The 20,004-nt window shown below is 46.2% G+C and carries 16 protein-coding genes; 3 read left to right on the plus strand and 13 right to left on the minus strand.

All coding sequences use genetic code 11. From position 1 onward, the window contains the following. Nucleotide 1 precedes the first annotated feature (1 nt). From nrfD to dsrA, 13 genes are all read right to left on the minus strand, one after another. The gene (nrfD, locus tag HY807_09845; protein MBI4826701.1) at nt 2-1,162 is read right to left on the minus strand and encodes a polysulfide reductase NrfD; all 1,161 of its coding nucleotides are present in this window, start codon (nt 1,160-1,162) and stop codon (nt 2-4) included. Beyond that, nucleotides 1,152-1,946, minus strand: coding sequence for a 4Fe-4S dicluster domain-containing protein (locus HY807_09850; protein ID MBI4826702.1), 795 nt, complete (start codon nt 1,944-1,946; stop codon nt 1,152-1,154). The genes nrfD and HY807_09850 overlap by 11 nt, the downstream gene beginning before the upstream one ends. Beyond that, complete coding sequence (dsrJ, locus tag HY807_09855) at nt 1,943-2,341, minus strand: sulfate reduction electron transfer complex DsrMKJOP subunit DsrJ (GenBank protein MBI4826703.1); 399 nt, start codon at nt 2,339-2,341, stop codon at nt 1,943-1,945. The genes HY807_09850 and dsrJ overlap by 4 nt, the downstream gene beginning before the upstream one ends. Next, complete coding sequence (locus HY807_09860; protein ID MBI4826704.1) at nt 2,341-3,987, minus strand: (Fe-S)-binding protein; 1,647 nt, start codon at nt 3,985-3,987, stop codon at nt 2,341-2,343. Before HY807_09860 ends, dsrJ begins: the two co-directional genes overlap by 1 nt. A 4-nt stretch (nt 3,988-3,991) precedes the next feature. Then, on the minus strand, nt 3,992-4,981 hold the full coding sequence (gene dsrM / locus HY807_09865) for a sulfate reduction electron transfer complex DsrMKJOP subunit DsrM (GenBank protein MBI4826705.1): 990 nt from the start codon (nt 4,979-4,981) through the stop codon (nt 3,992-3,994). Between the two features lie 74 nt (nt 4,982-5,055). Continuing rightward, entirely contained in the window at nt 5,056-5,595 is a 540-nt protein-coding gene (locus HY807_09870) for an RsbRD N-terminal domain-containing protein (protein ID MBI4826706.1), read from the minus strand. A 104-nt stretch (nt 5,596-5,699) separates the two neighbouring features. Beyond that, nucleotides 5,700-6,035: a TusE/DsrC/DsvC family sulfur relay protein gene (locus HY807_09875; GenBank protein ID MBI4826707.1), complete on the minus strand. Its 336-nt coding sequence runs from the start codon at nt 6,033-6,035 to the stop codon at nt 5,700-5,702. A gap of 226 nt (nt 6,036-6,261) precedes the next feature. Then, entirely contained in the window at nt 6,262-6,918 is a 657-nt protein-coding gene (locus HY807_09880; GenBank protein MBI4826708.1) for a hypothetical protein, read from the minus strand. Nucleotides 6,919-6,977: 59 nt separating this feature from the next. After that, on the minus strand, nt 6,978-7,316 hold the full coding sequence (locus HY807_09885) for a hypothetical protein (protein ID MBI4826709.1): 339 nt from the start codon (nt 7,314-7,316) through the stop codon (nt 6,978-6,980). Nucleotides 7,317-7,340: 24 nt separating this feature from the next. After that, the gene (gene cobB, locus HY807_09890) at nt 7,341-8,732 is read right to left on the minus strand and encodes a hydrogenobyrinic acid a,c-diamide synthase (glutamine-hydrolyzing) (protein ID MBI4826710.1); all 1,392 of its coding nucleotides are present in this window, start codon (nt 8,730-8,732) and stop codon (nt 7,341-7,343) included. A 99-nt stretch (nt 8,733-8,831) separates the two neighbouring features. Beyond that, nucleotides 8,832-9,110, minus strand: coding sequence for a hypothetical protein (locus tag HY807_09895; GenBank protein ID MBI4826711.1), 279 nt, complete (start codon nt 9,108-9,110; stop codon nt 8,832-8,834). Nucleotides 9,111-9,256: 146 nt separating this feature from the next. Then, nucleotides 9,257-10,327 (minus strand): dissimilatory-type sulfite reductase subunit beta, encoded by a 1,071-nt coding sequence (gene dsrB / locus HY807_09900; protein MBI4826712.1) that lies wholly within the window; start codon nt 10,325-10,327, stop codon nt 9,257-9,259. A gap of 33 nt (nt 10,328-10,360) precedes the next feature. Then, nucleotides 10,361-11,551, minus strand: coding sequence for a dissimilatory-type sulfite reductase subunit alpha (gene dsrA, locus HY807_09905; protein ID MBI4826713.1), 1,191 nt, complete (start codon nt 11,549-11,551; stop codon nt 10,361-10,363). Nucleotides 11,552-11,823: 272 nt separating this feature from the next. Between dsrA and HY807_09910 the strand changes: the two genes are divergently transcribed. The 3 genes from HY807_09910 to HY807_09920 all read left to right on the plus strand — a co-directional run. Then, nucleotides 11,824-14,448: a CBS domain-containing protein gene (locus HY807_09910; protein ID MBI4826714.1), complete on the plus strand. Its 2,625-nt coding sequence runs from the start codon at nt 11,824-11,826 to the stop codon at nt 14,446-14,448. A 332-nt stretch (nt 14,449-14,780) separates the two neighbouring features. Beyond that, nucleotides 14,781-16,439, plus strand: coding sequence for a ShlB/FhaC/HecB family hemolysin secretion/activation protein (locus tag HY807_09915; protein ID MBI4826715.1), 1,659 nt, complete (start codon nt 14,781-14,783; stop codon nt 16,437-16,439). A 92-nt stretch (nt 16,440-16,531) separates the two neighbouring features. Then, nucleotides 16,532-20,004: hypothetical protein (locus HY807_09920; protein MBI4826716.1), on the plus strand; the 3,473-nt coding region annotated here is incomplete at its 3' end.

A 20,004-nucleotide genomic window follows, 5' to 3' on the forward strand; every position in this document is an offset into this window, starting at 1 on the left:
CTTACTTAGGCGGCCCGGAAGTCCCGAGCTCTTCCCTGACAGAGATAGCTACTTTGTAAAGAACGGTCAGGACAAGGAAACCTAATGCCCATACACCGAGTGTGATGGTTGTTTCGGTCAATGTGGGCCAGTATTCTGTAACAGTATCAAATGGTGTCGGCACGAAGCCGCCGATCACAAGCCCGAAGCCTTTATCTATCCACAAAGAGATGAATATCGCGATACATGCCCACATCAGTATAGTCTCATTGCCTCTCATCTTAGGCGGAACGATCAGGATGAGCGACAGAAGGGCAAGGATCGTGGAAGTCCACATAAGAGGCACGAGATTGCCATGCGCGTAAAGGAACTCAAACGCATGCATATGGCTTGGGATGTTGCTGTAGAAAGCGGTAAAGAACTCAAGGCCGATCAGGAAGACGTTAGCGCACATTGCATATGCTACTATCTTTGCCACAGCCTGTATCGGCTCTTTACCGGCATCGAACTTGGTGTACTTTCTCAGGATAAGCGCAAGGAGGATAAGCAGCGCCGGCCCGCCTGCAAATGCTGAAGCAAGGAATCTGACAGCTAATATCGCCGTGAGCCAGAAATGCCTGCCCGGAAGCCCTGCATACAAAAATGCAGTAACAGTATGGATACTGACTGCCCATGGTATCGAAAGATATATCAGCGGCTTTGACCATGCCGGAGGAGGTACGCCCTTCTTTTCAGCGTGAAGCGTGGCCCATCCTATTACAAGATTAAGGAACAGGTAACCATTCAGTACGGTGGCATCCCAGAAGAGTATCGAGTTGGGAGTAGGGAAGAGGATGACATTCATTATCCTCATCGGCTGCCCCATATCAACAAATATGAAAGTCATGCACATTGTTACCGACGCGATAGCCAGGAACTCACCGAGGATGACTATCCTTCCGAACTTTTTAAAGTTGTGGAGATAATAAGGGATGACAAGCATAACGGCTGATGCGGCAACACCGACCAGGAATGTGAACTGGGATATATAAAAGCCCCAGGAGACGTCCCTGCTCATGCCTGTGACGCCAAGGCCGTTATTGAACTGATGGAGGTATGCAAGCGACCCTGCCCCGATGAAGCCGAGCAGTATGATCACCAGCGTCCAGTATCCTTTGCTTCCTTTAAGCGCTCTATCCAGCATTTTCACCACCTCCGATCACGTAAAACACACTGGGCTGAGTGCCGACTGCCGGTTTACGTATGATTGTATAATGTGTGCTCAGAATTTTTCTGACGTTTGAGCCGGGGTCTGCGAGGTTGCCGAACACTATAGCGCCGTTTGACACTTCAACACAGGCCGGTTCAAGCCCCCTTGCGAGTCTCTCAACGCATAAGGTGCACTTCTCAACGACTCCCATCGTCCTTGTCGGATAGTCCGGATTGGTTTTATTCATATCAAGGTATTTCCTCGGGTCTACCCAGTTAAAGCTTCTTGAGCCGTACGGGCATGCAGCCATGCAGAATCGGCAGCCGATACAGCGGTGAGGATCCTGTGCCACAATGCCGTCAGGCCTCTTGAATGTGGCCTTTGTCGGGCATACCCTTACACAAGGCGGTTTTGCGCAGTGATTGCAGAGCAGCAGGAACCGCTTCTCCTTCATCTCATGGGGGATGAATTCGTTGGTTTGGTCAGGGAAGGTGTGCTCATAGTTGTCTGTCCAAATCCACTTGACCTCATGCTTCGTGTTGGGGATGCTCGGAACATTGTGTATGCTGTGGCATGCGTCAGTAATCCTCTTGTAATCCTCATCAGTCCTGATCTTTCCGATGTCTATGACCAGTGCCAGTCTTACCCCTGATTCAGGAAGAGAACTTTCTTCTGATGCATGAGCTTTTCCCTTTACCAGGCTGTCTGCCGCTGACAATCCCAGTCCTATGCCGGAAAGCCCGGCTATCTTTAAGAACTTTCTTCTATCAATGCTCATCTCTGGCCCCCCTCTCTAAAAAAGTGGCAGTCCCAACAGTAGGGTTTCACGCCGGCGTAACTATGACATTCATCACAGAACTTGCTCTTGTTTGAGTGGCACTGCATGCAGCCGTTCTGCAGGCTCTTTTCAAATACCCTGCCGCCCACGGTTATGACATCCCGCTTGCCTTCTCTGACAACCTCGTCTCTCCATTGGTCCAGCACCTTCATATGTTCCTTCTTCATATATTCAGCAGACATGACACACTCTTTTTTAGCAAGCTGGTTTATGACAGGTGTGTCGGTGCTCGGCGAAGGCATTACGGCTGACTTCCCGAAGTTAGAATAGAAGGGGAAGGTCGCTATGGCCAAAAATATTATGAGCCCTAATATTATCTTGCTTCCGTTATACATTACGCAGTCTCCTCCTTTCCCTCTTCAGTTTCCGGGTCTTCTTCAACATTGGGAAGGTCTTCAAGCCTCAGGTCCTGGGTACGCTTCTTCTCTCCGGTCATAACAAGGGCGTTGGCCAGGAGTTCATGCACTCCGCAGACGCTCACATCGCCTACCCAGTAATCCATAAGCGGAGGAAGCACAGCCCTGTCTATCGCGCAGATGTTGGCGAGCATGTTTACGCCGAACTTCTCCTTGACCTTCTTGACCGCGTTTGCCCTCGGGAATCCGCCCCTCATCCTTATCTCCATATTTTCACCTGCGTTAAGGCCGGAGCCGCTGCCGCAGCAGAAGGTCTTCTCCCTTATCGCATCATCAGCCATTTCCTGGAAGTTATTGCAGACACTGTTGATAATGTATCTGGGTTCTTCGAATATGCCCATGCCCCTTGCTGTATTGCAGGAATCATGGAATGTGACATTAAGGTGGTCGTTGCGGCTCGGATCAAGCTTCAGTTTCCCGTGCTTGATCAGGTCTGCGGTAAATTCAGTTATATGCACCATCTTGGTGCTCTTTGCATTCTCAAATCTTGTCCCTGTGATTGGAGAGACCGGTTCCTGCATGAAATCTGCCGGGCCGTTCCATGTATCCATGTACTGGTTCAGCACCCTCCACATATGGCCGCACTCACCGCCGAGAATCCACTTGACACCCAGCCTCTTTGCCTCAGCGTATATCTTATAGTTCAGCCTCTTTGCCATATCCATTGATGTAAAGAAGCCGAAGTTTCCACCCTCTGATGCATATGTGCTCCAAGTGTAATCAAGCCCCAGTTCATGAAACAGCATCAGGTAGCCCATGGCGGTGTAAGTGCCCGGGTCGCCGAAGAGGTCGCCTGACGGGGTTACAAAGAGTATTTCAGCGCCTTTCCTGTTAAAGGTCGGCTCGATCCTGATGCCTGTGATGTCTTCGATATCGTCTAACAGATATTCAAGGTTGCTTGTGATCGTGTGCGGCTCAAGGCCGAGGTGGTTGCCCTTTTTGTAGCAGTTGGCAACGGGGCCGGCTATCCAGTCGGTATTGAGACCGAGGAGGTTGAATATCTCCCTGACTATCATTGTTATCTCAGCCTGGTCTATGCCGTAAGGGCAGAAGACCGAACAGCGGCGGCATTCGGTGCACTGGTAATAGTAGTACCACAGTTCCTTGAGCACATCTACTGTCAGCTCTCTTGCACCGGCATTCTTGCCTAATATCTTTCCGGCGGCTGTGAAGTACTTTCTGTATACTGATCTCAGCAGTTCTGCCCTGAGAACAGGCATGTTCTTGGGGTCGCCTGTGCCTATAAAGAAGTGGCATTTATCCGCACATGCGCCGCATCTTACGCAGATGTCCATGAAGAGTTGGAATGAGCGGTATTTTTTGAGCCGTTCACCCATCGCTTCAATAAATATCTCTTTCCAGTTCTCAGGCAGCTTCCAGTCTTCATCAGCAGGCGCCCACTCCCTGGCGTTTGGAAACCCAACTGTTTCAAGATACGCAGGCCTTGCCCCGTGGCAGAAGGTGCCCTCTGCGAAATCAACAGGGGTCTCGGTCCAGCCTGTTTTAGGCGGGTTGTAATCTATACTGGATGTTAATTCTTCAGGTTTTGGTGTTCCTTTTGCCATATTATTACTCCTTTTCTACCGGGATCCCGGCGCCTTTCATCTTATCCCTGAATTCATCTTCATAGGCAGCATATGTATGAACCTTGACCTCAGGGTTCCACGGATTAACATGTCTCCTGATACGGCTGTCATTGGCAAGATTTCTTGTGGGGCTGAGGAATATCCCTCCCATATGCATCAGCTTGCTGAACGGGAAGTAAACAAGAAGCGTGCATATAAGAAATAGATGTATGAAGAATATGACTCCGATCCCCTCCGGTGCGCTCATCTGAAGGCTGACAAGGGAGATCGTAAATTGTTTTACCTTGATAATGTCAACTTTGGCGATATATCTCATTAATATTCCGGATAGCGCTATGCCGATGATCAGGAAGAGCGGGAAGTAGTCAGCTGGAAGAGATATGTAGCGAACCTGCGGATTATTAACCCTTCTGAAAAAGAGATATCCGGCAGCCAGAAGAAGAACGCCGCCTGAGAGCAGGAAATGCGGCGCAGTTATCTGCAGGAACCCGTCAAGTGAGTCAATGATGTTTATTAAAGCCGGCACAGGTTCCATGAAAAACCTGAGATGCCTTACCACAACAACGGCAAATGAATAATGGAACGCGAGACCTGCGAGCCATAACCACTTATCAGACCCGTAAGAGATATTCCCGCCCTGCAGTCCTGTCTTAAGATTTCTGAAGAGTGAGCGGAAACAGAAGACCTCCAGTATCATCCTTGATATAACGCCTGATGTGCAGGATGGGTTGTCCAGTTTGCTGTAATTGATCCACGGCAGGGTCATTTGCTGGCCGCATGTTGTAGGGATGTGGAACGGAACAGGTGAACGTCCCCATTTGACAACCTTCATCAGGAAGCCGACTACGAAGGCTGTGAAGGCTGCATAGGGAATTATGATACCGAAGAGCAGGTGCAGATTGGCGACCGCTACTCCCAAATAGGCGATCAGGGCAATCATTATGACCATGAAGAAGGAAAAAAAGATTCCCATTTATTTACCTCCTTTTAAATTTTTTAAAGTGAGTTTCAAAAACTCAATATAAATTTTAATTAAAAAAGCGTATATCAGCTGCCAGGTCTCTTTTCCTGAACCGTATTTGTGCGATTGGCTCTTTGGATAAGCCTGTAGGTCATATCTTTGACCTCTTTGGTCCTTATATTGAAAAGTTTTTCACGGCACTCCATGTATATATCAAATGAGAGATCCGTGAATCTGTCTATTTTTGATTCAATCTCCAGTAGTTCCTCAAACAGTTGATGTTTACGGATATCATCAGACAACTCATCTCTTATTGTCTTCTTGAGTATCGTTGTAAAGCTTACTGCCTGGGAAGGTGTGAGATCCTGAATAGCCCTTAACCTTATGATGTTGTCAAGGAAAGGCGCTGTCTTCTCAATATCTGAATCATTGATTATCCCGTCAAAAATTCCTTCCATTCCCTCTATGATCATGCTCTTTGCGGGGTGATTGAACTGTTTTTTGAGGTTCTTTAAGAATGATGAGGTCTCTAAGGCGGAAGTCTCTATAGATGTATCGATAATTGAATCAAACCACTTTTTGATTATCTGTGGTCTCTTTTCTATTAAAAGGTCTTTGATCTTCATTTAAAAAAAGATGCAGGTGTAAGGGTATAATTTAAAGGGTTGGTGTCCTTATTTTTTGCATATTTAAGGATACCAACCCTTTAGACTCTTTATCAGAATTAGGTTTATACGCAGCCGGTTGGTTTCGGAAGTCCGGCGTATCTGCATGCCTGCTTGGCAGGGCCGGCAGGGTAAAGCTCGTAAAGATATTTGGTGTTGCCCTTCTCCTTGCCGTATTTCTTTGCAAGTTCTTTTGTAAGTATCTTGATCATAGGTGCGATCTGGAACTTCTCAAAATACTCTCTGAGGAACCTGATGACTTCCCAATGAGCCTCTGTGAGTTCAAGGCCGTCTTCTTTTGCCATATTGGTGGCAACCCCTTCTGTCCACTCCTGCCAGTCAATAAGGTATCCGTCATCATCAACCTCAAAAGATTTTCCGTCAAAGTCTAAAGTTGCCATTAAGTCATCTCCTTTTATTTGAGTTTATTTGCTGGTTTGATTTTTCTCTCGGTCTGATTAAGAAAGACCAGCTATATGGTTTTATGTGTAAACAAGTTAATGAATATAATAGAAAGGCCTTGGTTTGGTCAAATAAGAAAAATTTATAAGTGATTTATCCCTCTTAATATGTTATTTAATAAAAGCATTAATGCTAACTATCAGAAATTATTAATAAAACAGCACGTTAAGTCTTTTGTGTGGCGCACGGATCGAGGGCGATTGAGGCTATCTTGCCAACGGTTGTTTCAACAAGGCTGTTATTCTCGTAGATCATAAGTGAGCCGTTATCTGAGGCTATGGCTTTTATTTTTCCGATAGACCGCGTATCAGCCATTTTCCACAGTGCCCATACGGCTAGTCCGCGTATTGTGGGTGAAGTGTGGTCAAGAAACTGGAGGATATCTTCTACTGACGGCAGCATCAGTTCTTTATGCATTTCACCTACTCTTCCAAATGCCCAAAGTATTCCGGGCAGCAGGGGCTCTTCCTCATGAAAGGATACTATTATAGGGGCGATATCTGAACAGAGCACCGGATTGTTCCTTACTATTTCACCTAACATCTCAGGGGAACTCCAGCCTATGCCGCCTGACTCATCCCTTATCATCCACAACAGCCTGCCCACAAGGTTCCTGACTGTACCGGAATCGTCTTTAGCGATCAATGCAGACAATATTCCGACACCCTCTATCGCACGCCATGCAAGGATATTTTTCTTGTCATAAGTGAGTGATATCAGGAGGCGGAGGATATTTCTGTTATCCGGCCATAGATCAAAAAGGCGGACATATTCCTGTGATTCCAGGATGGCTATGATTTTTTTCTTCAGGCTGGTCTGCATATCAAACGGAAGGGCACAAAGTTAATTAATAATTTTCAAATAGTTGTGCGCCTTGTTTTTTACTTATCTTTTTCTGTCAACCTCATAAAAAGAAGTTTGCCTGCCTTCTCTCCTTCACCGCCCCTTCCGGTAGTATTGGAATGGAAGATATAGTCCAAATCAATGTCTTCATAATCTTCCGGGCTAAGGGTCAGAGCCCTGTCCACGTCTCCTTTGCAGACGAACTGCAGTGCTTCCATATATATCTGGCCGAGATGATGGCCGGTGCGGTCAAATACATAAACTGAACCGCATGTGCATATCCCGCCGGTTATCTCAAGAGACTTGAACTTTATCTCAACAGGCCTTGCCAGGAAGTTGTCACAGAACGGGCATTGTAAAGGTCTTGGTCTTGCCATAATAAGTTGTCGGAAAAGTATACCTTAATTTTGATCTTTATATTTTATTGCGCAGTTTATTATACCATCTGCCCATTCCGGTGAGCCAATCGCATGAAGGTGGGTATAGGTTGCAAGGACATTTTTATAGCATATCCCATCCATATTTTCGGTTATCCCTTTGCCGCGCTTTACATTAAAGCACATATCAGGCTGTTTATTCCCGATATCCGTTACCTTGGAGTAGTGGAACTCATGTCCCTTTAATATGCAGCCCTTCTTAAAGAAAGGATTATCTTCACTGACCTCAATGAGCGTGTATCCGTGAGCCTGCGGCCTTTTTTCAAGACAGAATACGAGCGGAAAAATGCCTGCCATAGGATATGTTTTATCATCCAGGATTAGGCTCTTCCCAAGATACATCAACCCGCCGCATTCTGCATATACAGGCAGGCCTTTCTCAATATATCTGCGAAGAGAATCTTTGAATCCAATATTCTCAGAAAGGGCTATCGCATTTGTCTCAGGGAATCCGCCTCCGATATAGAGCGCATCGAGTTCAGGAAGTCTGTTATCTTTCAACACACTTAACTCTATGATTTTAGCGCCCCTCTTTTCGAGTTCCTCGATATTCTCCGGGTAGTAGAACTGGAAGGCAGAGTCTTTGATTATGCCGATCCTGATAGATGAATCCTTAATTTTTGATTCTTCATGCATGATCTCTGATTTCTCAGCCATTGGTTCTGCTTCAGAAGCTATCTTCCATATTGCATCGAGATCCAGATACTCCATACCCAGCACATTTATGGCGGAGATGGAATTACTTATCTCCTCATGCTCCTGAAAAGGGGTCAATCCCATATGCCTTTCAGGGAATGGATTATGTTTTAATCTGGGAATCACGCCGACTACAGGAAGCCCGCAATGAATTTCTATCGCCTTTCTTATGAGCGCCTCCTGTCTCTTTGTTGCGACATTGTTTAGTACAACCCCTTTAATTGGAACATCCTGGTCCATCTTCTGGCATCCAAGGATCTGCGCGGCGATAGTGTTTGTTGCTTTTGTGCAGTCTATAATGATCAGTACAGGTGTCTTAAGCAGTTTCGCAAGCTCTGCGGTGCTGTAAGTGCCCTCATGATCCATTCCGTCATACAGCCCTCTGTTGCCCTCGATCACAGCTATGTCTGTATTATCATCATGTGAGAAGAAAGAACCGGTTATCTGCTTCGGCTCCATCATGAAGAGGTCAAGGTTATAGCATGGGCCTCCTGATGCCTGTGCAAGCCATCCGGCATCAATATAGTCTGGCCCTTTTTTAAAAGCGGTGACTTTATGCCCTTTATTCTTCCAGGCAGAGCATAAACTTAGTGACAGGATGGTCTTTCCGCTTCCGCCCCTGAGGCCGGAAATGATTATTCTTGGGAGTGGTTTAAGCATGATGGCTTTATAGAGGGAAGAATAGAAAAAAATCGGGGTTCAAAAGCTGATCAGATATTGCAGTGATCAGCTTTTGAACCCCGAAAAAAATAAACTTGCTTAGATGAGTCCCTTCTCTTTTAATAAGCTGTTTAGGTCCATTCCCTTCTCTTTAAGATACTCTTCGCCCGGTATCTCTACTGAACTTGCGCCGCCGCCGTAGGAGTACATGAGCAGGCCTTCATTGATCAGCGCTCTCATGGCTGCTTTAACAACATCCTTGTCTTCGCCTGAGCTGCCAGATACCTCTTTAATGATATCTTTTTCTTTAAGCTTCTTCTTGCCCTTCATCTTTGTGCTGTAGTCATAAATTAGTTTCTGTATCTCACGTTCTTCCATGATGCGCCCCCCTCTTTAATATGTTAATTGGGTTTATTTTGGTAAAACTAAATTAATCTTTACGCCCTGAATTGTCAAGTTTAAAAGTCATATGGGAAGCGGCCGATCAGGCCGCTTCCCATAATTTTATCAGTATCTGTTTTCCGTTAATACTTGAATGCCGCTGATGTCCTAAGAGTGTCTCTCATGAATGTGAAGTCATCGATGTGCTGGAATGTGAACTTGATGCCTGTCTCTTTAAAGAAGGCTTCCCAGCCGATCCTCTCTATCCACTCGCCGACCCTCTCATGCTTCTTTGCGCCCTTTTCATAGGTCTCAAGGATGTTCTTGATGGCGTCAACTACTTTCGGCCATCTCGGAGGATCATTGTAGAAGAACGGGATGGCAAGTTTGGAGAATTTAGGATCTGTTCTCAAACTGCCTATCTTGCCGCCGACAACGATTGCAACGCCATCCTCTTCCGGGTTATGAATATTAATTGGAGGACATACTGTGAAACAGTTTCCGCAGTACATGCACTTCTCTTCATTAATGGTGATAGTCTTTTCTTTAGGGTTAGGCCTGATGGCTGCTGTAGGGCATGAACCGATAGTAGTCGGGATCTCGCATGCCTTGGTAACCATCTCATGGTCAATCACAGGCGGTTTTCTGTGAACAGCAACAACCGCTATGTCAGAGCAGTGAACAGCGCCGCACATATTGACGCAGCATGCGACAGCAAGCCTGACTTTGTTAGGAAGCGCTTTTGTGGTGAAATAGTCATGGAGTTCGTCCATGATAGCCTTAACAAGGCCTGAAGCGTCTGTACATGCGCTGTGGCAGTGTACCCATCCCTGAGTATGGATGATATTGCTTATCCTCGGCCCGATTCCTCCGACAGAATATTTCTTTGCCTTAAGGTCAGCAAGAAGGCCGGCCATTTTACTTTCGTCAGATACGAGGAACTCGATGTTGTTCCTCGTGGTAAAACGGAGGTATCCGCCGCAATGTTTCTCTGCAAGGTCGCATATCTCGCGGATGGTAACGGTGCTCAGGATCCTTGGAGATGCGGCCCTTACGGTGAATATCTTGTCGCCGCTCTCTGCCACATGAACCATTGTGCCGGGTGTAAGGACTTCGTGATACTTCCATTTGCCGTAATTTTTCTTGATGACCGGCGGCAGAAATTTCTCGTAATGGGGTGGCCCTATATCTGTTTGTCTTGCTGGTAATGACATATAATTTCCTCCTTAATTAATTTAGATTGATTATTATTTTTCGAGATCGCTTTCTGACCAGAAGAAGAACGGGTCTTTTCTCGGCTCATAAACCTGCTGCGGCTGAGGTTCAACACCGATCGCCTCAAGGAAAGGCCTCATGCCTTTTACTTCGATGAGTTCGCCTATTCTCTCTCTCGGTTTGGCGTTGTCATCCCACCACTCGATTATACTTCCAATCATGTCTTTTAATTCGTCATAAGGAGCTTCGCACTTAATGAACGGAACTACAACCCATGAAAGAAGTGAACCGACAACGATAGGGGCCTTGCTTCCGATAAGAATGGTCGCGCCTTTCTCTTTGCCCGGCTTTAAAGCCTTTGTCATTTTTGCTATACAGTGCATGCACCTGTTACAGTCAGCGTCAGCGATCTTTATCTTGCCGCCTTCGTATGACATGCAGTCTGTCGGACACATCTCGATTATCTCTTTCTGGATGTCCATGCCGGCATCAGCATAATTCTTGACCTCTGCCTGATCTATCTGGATAGCGCCTTTCCATGTGCCGATAATTGAACAGTCAGCGCGCGCGATAGCAGCAACGCAGTCGCATGCGCAGCCTGATACCTTTATCTTGAACTTGTAAGGGAATGACGGCCTGTGCATCTCATCCTGAAAATGCTGTGTAAGAGAGTTGCAGATATCCATGGAATCGATATTTGCCCACTCGCAGCGAGCTTTTCCTACGCAGCAGCTCGGGGTTCTCATTGCCGAGCCTGAACTTCCGAGATCCCATCCGCGTGATGAGTATTCTGCGAAGATAGCCTCAAGTTTGTCTGTGGTTGTTCCAAGAAGAACCAGGTCTCCGGTGGAACCGTGAAGGTTTGTGAGTCCGCTTCCGTATTTGTCCCATATGTCGCATATCATCTTTAGCGCTTCGGCAGTGTAGAAGAATCCGCTTGGCTGATTGAGCCTTACTGTGTGAAAATGTGCAACTCCGGGGAACTCTTCAGGCAGAGAGGAGTATCTTCCGATAACACCGCCGCCGTAACCAAGAACTCCTACGATACCGCCGTGTTTCCAGTATCCGCGCTTGGTGGTGTAGGACTTCTCAACCTGGCCCAGCTCATCATCTGCCATTTGTGGCATTGAGCTGCTCTGACTTGCCTTCTTGATCTCTGTGACGAAACTCGGCCATGGGCCTTTTTCCAGCTCGTCAAGCATTGGGGTTTTGTACTTACTCATTTATTCCTCCTTGTGGTATTGAGGTTTACAAGAATTATCTCTTGTACATTAAAAATCAATTATTTATCAGCGTGAATAAGTCCGCTTATAAGCAATGGTGTGGCTTGAGACAGAATGCCATGATAATATGTTGAACATTTGGAAATCAAATAAGAAAATCTTATTATTTAATGATGGATACTTATTTTTGCCTGACAGACTTAAGTTTTTGACGATTCTTTTTACCCGTTTCCTTGAATAGTCAGCTGTCCGGGCCATATAATGCAATGTATATGGAAATAATTACAACACATATCAATGCCGACTTTGACGCTGTTGCCTCGATGGTAGCTGCAAAAAAGTATTATCCAGGGGCGGTTATGGTCTTTCCAGGTTCACAGGAAAAGAGCGTCCGGGAATTCCTGTCATCACCACAATCAGAGTTTGATATTAAGAGCGTCAGGGATGTTGACCTTGATGATGTGGAGAGGCTGATCATAGTTGACATAAATTCCTCTAAAAGAATAGGGGGCTTTTCAGAGATATTAGGCCGGAAGGGGCTTGATGTGCGTGTTTACGACCACCATCCACCATCCCTCAATGGAATTAAGGGACAAAAGATAGTGGTTCATACTGTAGGCGCCACAACAACGATCTTTGCCGAAATGCTCTGCAATGACAAGGTTGAATTATCGCCTGCAGAAGCTACTCTCATGATGCTTGGTATATATGAAGAGACAGGCTCTCTTGTATTCCCAAGCACAACTGTAAGGGATCTTAACGCAGCGGCATATCTCCTTAAAAATGGCGCAAATCTTAATGTTGTTTCAAAATTTTTAAGCAGAAAGCTTGGCCCTGATGAAATAGACCTGCTTAATGAGCTTATGCATTCGGCAAATGACTATGTCATACATGAGGCGAGGGTAAAGATAGCCAAGGCCTCAAGAGATGCCTATGTCGGCGACATAGCGTATCTTGCACATAAGATAATGGATGTAAAGGATATTGACGCCATATTTCTTATTGTGAGGATGGAGGAGAGGATAAATATAATAGCAAGAAGCAATGCCGCCGAGGTCAATGTTGCTGAGATACTTGAACCCTTTGGCGGTGGCGGCCACCATGCTGCTGCGTCAGCAGTGGCAGGCAGTATCTCGCTTGAAGATGCTGAAGAGAGGCTGCTGAAGGTGCTGAATGACAAGGTACACCCCACAAAGACAGCATCTGACATCATGACAAGACCGGTAAAGTCCATATCCTGGAAAAGTTCAATAACAGCCGCTGAAAAGACTATGACAAAATTCAGCGTAAATGTTCTGCCGATACTCAAAGGAACAGAATTTTTTGGGACCATATCAAGGGAAGCTGTTGAAAAAGCGCTGTTTCACGGTTTTTGGGATAGCCTGGTATCAGAGTTTTGCACAACTGATACGCTGACAGTTTCGCCTTCAACCCCATTGAATATAGTGGAGCAGCTTATGATTGAACAGAATCAAAGGTTCATGCCTGTTGTGGAAGGGCAAAAGGTGATCGGTGCCATTACACGTACCGACCTTTTAAGGTCTATCTACGAAAGCCTTTTAAGAAAGGGGAGGCTTGAGACGGGTGAGCCGCTCATGGATAAACCGTCTATCGGCAGGAACCTTGCGTCAATTATGAAGGCAAAGTTCCCGGCAGAAGTTTTCAAACTGCTTGTGCTTGCAGGAGAAGTTGCTGAAAAATCAGGGTTTTCAGCATATCTGGTCGGCGGTTCTGTCAGGGATTTAAAGCGTGGTGAGGCGAATCTGGATATTGATATTGTGGTTGAAGGTGACGGCATAGAGTTTGCACGTGATCTTGGGAAGAGGCTAAAGGCAAAAGTCAAGGTGCACCAGAGGTTTGGAACCGCAGTGATCGTAACTGACTTCCTTAAATTTGATGTGGCTACTGCAAGAACAGAATATTACGAATCTCCGGCCTCCCTGCCTCAAGTTGAGATATCTTCAATTAAAAAAGACCTTTACAGAAGGGATTTTACTATAAACACTTTGGCTGTCCTGCTTAATCCCGGAAAGTTCGGCCAGCTACTCGACTTTTTCGGCGGGCAGAGGGATATTAAGGAGAAAACCATAAGGATACTCCACAATCTGAGCTTTATCGAAGATCCTACAAGGGCTTTCAGGGCGATAAGGTTCTCTGAGAGGTTCGGTTTTAACATAAGCAAGCACACAATGAACCTGATCAGGACAGCCGTGCGCATTAACCTGTTTGACAAACTTTCCGGCTCAAGGCTTTATGACGAGCTGAACCTCCTGTTTCATGAAACTGAACCCGCAAGTGCGATCAAGAGGCTCTCTGAATTTGATCTTCTCAGATTTATCCACCCTTCGATCAAGCTTACAAACGGGCTTATGATGAAAATTGAGGCTCTTCATGAGGTCTATGTATGGTTTGCTCTGCTGTATTTTGAAGAAAAGATCAACATAACTCACCTCTTTCTTATAGCGCTTCTTGAGGGGCTTGATGCTGAAGAAAGGGAGAGTGCGTTGCAGAGGCTGAAAGTGCCGGCAAGCGCAAGAAAAGAGATTATTGAGAGTATTCATAAATCTGACAACGTATTGAAAGGATTGAGAAAAGCGTCTGTAAAAGAGATATATCAAATCCTTTCACCTCTTACGATCTCCACCATCCTTTTTGCTATGGCAAAGGCAAAGGGAAGCGAGGAGAAGAAAGCGATCTCCCTGTTCCTGGTAAAGCTTCGCAGCACCAGAACTGAGCTTGCAGGCAATGATCTGAAATTAATGGGTTATAAGACCGGCCCTCTCTTCAAAAAAATATTCAAGGCCATCATAGAGGCGAGGCTTGAAGGGCTGGTCAAGAGCCGTCAGGATGAAGTGAAACTTGTAAAGAAGCAGTTTTCGCTAAAAAACAGATCATAGTTTTTATTCCGGAATTATTTTTTTAAAGGGCTTTGTGGTTTGGATTGCCATATTGAATCTCTTAAATGCCCCGCATGGGGAAAAACTTCTTAGAGTGACTTGAGAACTTTTTATGTATATATAATAAAAAAATAACATTATTCACTTGACAGGGCAACTTAAGTATGGTATTTTTTTAAAACTGTAAAAAGTGATATATATATACAAGGTGTAAAAAAAGCACATTACTCGTGTAGTTGCGCGAGTATTATTTATTGCAGGTCAAAAGAAAAAAATAAACAAAGAAAGATAAAAAATTAATAACTATAGAATTCCAATAAATCTCAGGAGGAATGATGAAGAATTTAGTTGGTAAGAAAATATGGGGTTTCCTTTTAATCTTTTTGCTTGTTATAGCAGCTGCATTTATCCCGGTAAATGGCTTCAGTGAAGATTTGACGGGAACTGTCCATGTAAAGGAATTCAGCATCATAGGCAATAAGGCGATGGACACCGATGATATACATGCCTGCCTTGAAGATTATAAGGATAAAGATTATACGCTTGACGGGCTGAAGGATATCGCAGACCGCATTACCGACCTTTATCAGCAGGAAGGATATGTTCTTGCGAAGGCATATATACCAAAGCAGGAGATAGAAGACGGGATCGTCACAATCGCAGTTGTTGAGGGTGAGCTTGGTTTCATCGAGATAACTGATAACAAGTACTACACCAGTGAGTATGTAAAGAACTGGTTTTCCCATCTTAAGAGAGATGCTGTAAGGGAACAGGATATAGAACGCGCAATCCTCCTCGTAAATGATACAAAAGCATTAAAAGTAACCACCGCATTCAAAAGAGGTAAAAAACCAGGCACAGCTGACCTTATTGTAAAGGTTGAGGACAGCTATCCGTTGAGCCTTGACTTAAATTACGACAACCACGGCAACCCTCTTATCAGCAGGGGAAGGATGGGCTTTAATCTTCAAACCGGAATGAGTCCGTTCAGCGGGAGCGAACTTAATATCAAAGGCGTAATGGGTGAGCGTTTTGACAAGACCTTTTACGGCCTGATTGATTACCAGACACCTATCGGCTATCAGGGCGCAAGATGGGGACTCAGGTATTTGTATGCGGATTACCTTGTGGGCGGAGACCTTGAGATCCTCGGGCTTGAGGGTGAATCACAGATCCTCGGCGGTTATCTGTCTTATCCTTTTGTGAAGACAAAAAAACATAACTTAACTGCAACAATGGGTTTCGATTACAAACATATGTTTGAAACAGATATGGATGTTCAGAAAAGTAATGACGACCTGAGCGTTGGTTATGTCAGGCTCGATTACGATGCCATAGACAGATTCCTCGGGGATAAGATGCCTGCAAAGAACTATCTCTCACTTACTTATTCACACGGTTTTAATTCCGTATTCGGCAGTATTAAAGAGAATGACCCTGACTCGAGCAATTTTGGAGCGGACGGCAATTTTGACAAGTACAATCTTGACGTTGTCAGAGTGCAGAAAATGTGGAAAGACATTATCGTCCTTACAAAAGGTTCAGGACAGTATTCTAATGCCATACTCACCTCAGGCGAGAAGTTCAGTATAGGAGGAGCCAACTCTGTCAGGGGAACCCGTCTTGGAGAGTTCGTTGGTGAAAAGGGATACCTCGCATCACTTGAGATCAGTTCTTCATACCCGTTCATCTGGCTGAAGAACTTTTTACTGTTAGGCAAGAAGATCAGTGACGAGGATGTAAAGAAGACGATACGCGCGGTTGCGTTCGGTGACCACGCAGGTGTATTTGAGGTTGACAATGGTGAAGACCCGACAATCGGCAAGGCAGAGGACAACTATCTGTCAAGCATAGGTGTCGGAGCAAGGATTTACCTGTTCGACAGGCTTGATCTTAAGTTTGACGTAGGCTATCCGTTCAGAACGAGTGAATTCCACTGGGGCGATGAGATCATCTATCTCTCAGTTAACTATAACGCCGTAAAGTTCTAATCCATATATAATTCAAGGCATAAGTTGACAATTACAATAAATATGATAGTTATGATATTAAACAATAAAGAAGAGTCAGGAGGAGGGTTCAGATGGTAAGTGATTTAATGAAAAAGATCTCACAGGTTTTTCTTGTCTATCTTTTAACTTGGGGGTTGGTATTCCCGTCGTTCATCTTTGCGGCGGATCTGCCGACAGGCGGGACGATCACCGGCGGCCAGGCAACCATAACCACCGGCGCCACCAATCTGGACATCAACCAGAGTAGCAGCAGGGCCGTGTCTGAATGGAACAACTTCAGCATCGGCAACGGCTTCACGGTCAATGTGAACCAATGCCCGAGTTGCGCCCATTTGGCAAGGGACGTCGGTGGTGACATCTCCTCCATCTACGGCACTCTTAACGCCCAGGGCGCTTTCTGGCTCTCAAACAGCAGAGGCATCTATGTAGGCCAGTCCGGCGTATTCAATGTGGGGAACCTCCTCCTCAGCACATTGAATATTTCTGGTCAGGACTTCATGGCGGGCAATTATCATTTTGCACAGGACCCTAACTCTCCTTTAGCTTATATACTTAACAAAGGCACTATTACTGCGGCAAACGGCGGCTATGTAGCGCTCCTGGCCCCATCTATAATGAATGAAGGCATTATCGGCGCGAACCTTGGCAAGGTCTATGGCATCGCGGGTGAAGAAGCTGTCCTTAACTTTGGCGGCGACAGCCTCATCGGATTTACAGTTGACGGCCCGGTCACAGAAGACATCATCGGCCCTGACGGCCAGCCTGTCAGCTCCAATATAATGAATAACGGCATCATCACCGCAAATGGCGGTGAGGTCGTTCTCAAGGCAAACACCGCTTATGGCGTAATCAAGTCAGTAGTTAATAATTCAGGTGTTATCGAGGCAAACTCCTTTTCAACTAATAACGGGAGGATAGTCCTTGACGGCGGCGACAGCGGTATTGTTGAAAACAGCGGGACGATCACAGCCTCTGCTGCAGAAGCAGGCGCGAACGGCGGTGTGGTTACAATAACCGGTGATGTAATAAGAAACTCAGGCAATATCACGGCAGATGCAGGCGACAACGCGACAGCAGGCGATATAGATGTAATAGCAGGCTCTCTCCTTACACTTGAAGGCACAAGCCGCTTGTCCGCACGCGGCGCTGATATAAACTCTGACGGCGGCGACATCTACCTTTGGTCAAATGATGACGCTTTTGCGCTTGCAGGTCAGGTCATTGACATATCAGGCGGAACGACATCAGGCAACGGCGGTACTGCTGAGTTGAGTTCATCTGACCATGTAACATTTGGCGGTTCTGTTCTCGGCTATTCACAGGACGGCAATCAGGGTTCATTTGTGATCGATCCTGCCAATGCATCAATAAGCGGCAACGTTGCTGCTGATACGACAGTCTGGGCAGATACAGATATAACGATTACCGGTAATGTAACTGTTGATACAACAGCCGGAAATGTAACGTTATATCTCCTTGCAGACCATCAAAGCGGTGCGGTAGGTGATTGGCAGGCAGGCGGTGGTTTTGGAACAATTCAAAATAGCGGCGGTACCTGGACGATAACAGATTCAGTATCCAATGGGAACACCGCGGCTGTGCAGCTTTATGCGTCCGACTGGACAGCATCAGGTGTCGATATTATCGGTACTGATGCGTCACCCATTACTCTTATGGGTATGGACGAGACAGTTATTGCGGTAAGAAATGATGTTAACGGAAGCAATGGCAATGATGTATTTTTAGCCGGCGATGATCTTATGATTAGAGGAGATATGTACCTCGGCAATTTGGATCTTGAGACTACCGGCACGATCAACCAGTCAGCCGCGCTGACAAATATCGCTACCCTTGATATTAATGCCGGAGGTACGGTAAATCTGTCTAATGCAGGCAATGATGTTCAGACACTGACCGCAGTTACGAGTAATGACGCGATAACTTTTACAGATACTGACGATTTCGCGATTACTACTGTTAATGCCGGGGCCAATACCGTAACACTTACATCAGGCAATGGTATATCGGATGGCGGCGGTGCAGACCCAAATATAACAGCTACCACGCTGACTGTACTTGGTGGCTCTACATTTGGTATGGGAGACACAATTGAGACGGCAGTCTCAACCCTCGCTCTTACGACAGCCAATACATATATCGACAACACCGGAGCGCTGACTGTCAATAACTCAACAGTGGGAGGAGCGCTTACAATTACAAATAGTTCCTCTATAGCGCTGAATAATGTTAATGCCGGAGGCAATACTGTTAACCTGACAGCTGGCGGGGCGATAACAGACGCCAACGGGGCAGGGAACAACATAACAGCGACTACCTTAAATATCATGGGCAACCAGAACACAGACCTTGATACAACGGTAAGCAACCTTGACCTTACGACAGCAACGACAAACATCAGCAACACCGGAGCGTTGACAGTCACTGATTCAACAGTGACCGGCCAGCTTGACCTCACAGGCTCAAGCACTATGGTGCTGAATAACATCAGTGCGGCAGGCCAAGCGGTTAACCTGACGGCAGGCGGGGCGACAGATGTTAATGGAGACATTACTGGTTCTTCTGTTGCGATCACCCTTGCTGCTGACAGTCTTCTGACGGTTGCTGCTACATCATCCATTACGGCAACTAACAGCGTAACTCTTATTTCTGATGAGATGGAGCTTAACTCAACCGGGGCTGACATAATTAATGCCACTGCCGGCGGTGGGACTATAACGTTAAGGGCTGTTGAGGATGACACCGTGCTTACGCTCGGTTCAGGAGCAGGCGCTGACATAAGCGGAGCAGGCGCCGCAGGAACACTTGCCCTTGATTCCACTGACATCGCTGCTCTTTCTGATACTGTCGGACAGCTACAGTTCGGCGCTGAGGCTCAGGACGGCAACACAACCATTACAAACGGCGGGGCTACGCTTACGATAAACGCTCCTCTTGTAATTTACTCAAATAATTTTGGTTTTAATGCCAACGGCGACGCGCTTGCGACAGATTCCACCCTTGTTCTATATGCTGATGGGGCGATCACTGACGCAGCGGGAGTTGATACGACAACAGATATCACAGCAACCAATTTCAACATTGCAGAATCTGCTTCTGTCGGCACTTCAACCACAGATGCCCTTAATTTATCTGTAAATAACCTTGTCAATCTCACTTCTGCCGGCTCTGCTTATGTAACAGAGTTTAACGGCCTCGGCCTCGGCACTGCAAATGTTGGCGCGGCAAACAACCTTTGGATCGAAGCGTTAAGCGGTAATATATCGGATATCAACGGTGGGTTAAATGTAACGGCAGGTTCTGTAACGTTTATCGCGAGCAGTGCGACAGGCGGAGTAGGAACCGCCGTCGATGCAATTGAGACATCCGTAGGATCGCTGAATACAGACACAGCAGCCAACAACAGAGACGCATATATAACAGAGACAAACGGCCTGACAGACCTTAATATCAACGCAGGAGCAGGTACAGTGGTGCTGACCCTGACAGCCGGAGCGATAGTTGATACGGCAGCGGATGCGGAAGA

It is taken from the genome of Nitrospirota bacterium, from assembly GCA_016207885.1.
GTDB lineage: Bacteria > Nitrospirota > Thermodesulfovibrionia > UBA6902 > UBA6902 > JACQZG01.

Excerpts from the sequence above, each read along its gene's own strand:
- HY807_09870 (MBI4826706.1), bottom strand. The coding sequence starts at position 5,595 with ATGAAGATCAAAGACCTTTTAATAGAAAAGAGACCACAGATAATCAAA.
- HY807_09915 (MBI4826715.1), top strand. The coding sequence starts at position 14,781 with ATGATGAAGAATTTAGTTGGTAAGAAAATATGGGGTTTCCTTTTAATC.
- cobB (MBI4826710.1), bottom strand. The coding sequence starts at position 8,732 with ATGCTTAAACCACTCCCAAGAATAATCATTTCCGGCCTCAGGGGCGGA.
- HY807_09910 (MBI4826714.1), top strand. The coding sequence starts at position 11,824 with ATGGAAATAATTACAACACATATCAATGCCGACTTTGACGCTGTTGCC.
- HY807_09850 (MBI4826702.1), bottom strand. The coding sequence starts at position 1,946 with ATGAGCATTGATAGAAGAAAGTTCTTAAAGATAGCCGGGCTTTCCGGC.
- nrfD (MBI4826701.1), bottom strand. The coding sequence starts at position 1,162 with ATGCTGGATAGAGCGCTTAAAGGAAGCAAAGGATACTGGACGCTGGTG.
- HY807_09895 (MBI4826711.1), bottom strand. The coding sequence starts at position 9,110 with ATGGAAGAACGTGAGATACAGAAACTAATTTATGACTACAGCACAAAG.
- HY807_09885 (MBI4826709.1), bottom strand. The coding sequence starts at position 7,316 with ATGGCAAGACCAAGACCTTTACAATGCCCGTTCTGTGACAACTTCCTG.
- HY807_09880 (MBI4826708.1), bottom strand. The coding sequence starts at position 6,918 with ATGCAGACCAGCCTGAAGAAAAAAATCATAGCCATCCTGGAATCACAG.
- HY807_09860 (MBI4826704.1), bottom strand. The coding sequence starts at position 3,987 with ATGGCAAAAGGAACACCAAAACCTGAAGAATTAACATCCAGTATAGAT.
- dsrM (MBI4826705.1), bottom strand. The coding sequence starts at position 4,981 with ATGGGAATCTTTTTTTCCTTCTTCATGGTCATAATGATTGCCCTGATC.
- dsrB (MBI4826712.1), bottom strand. The coding sequence starts at position 10,327 with ATGTCATTACCAGCAAGACAAACAGATATAGGGCCACCCCATTACGAG.
- HY807_09875 (MBI4826707.1), bottom strand. The coding sequence starts at position 6,035 with ATGGCAACTTTAGACTTTGACGGAAAATCTTTTGAGGTTGATGATGAC.
- dsrJ (MBI4826703.1), bottom strand. The coding sequence starts at position 2,341 with ATGTATAACGGAAGCAAGATAATATTAGGGCTCATAATATTTTTGGCC.
- dsrA (MBI4826713.1), bottom strand. The coding sequence starts at position 11,551 with ATGAGTAAGTACAAAACCCCAATGCTTGACGAGCTGGAAAAAGGCCCA.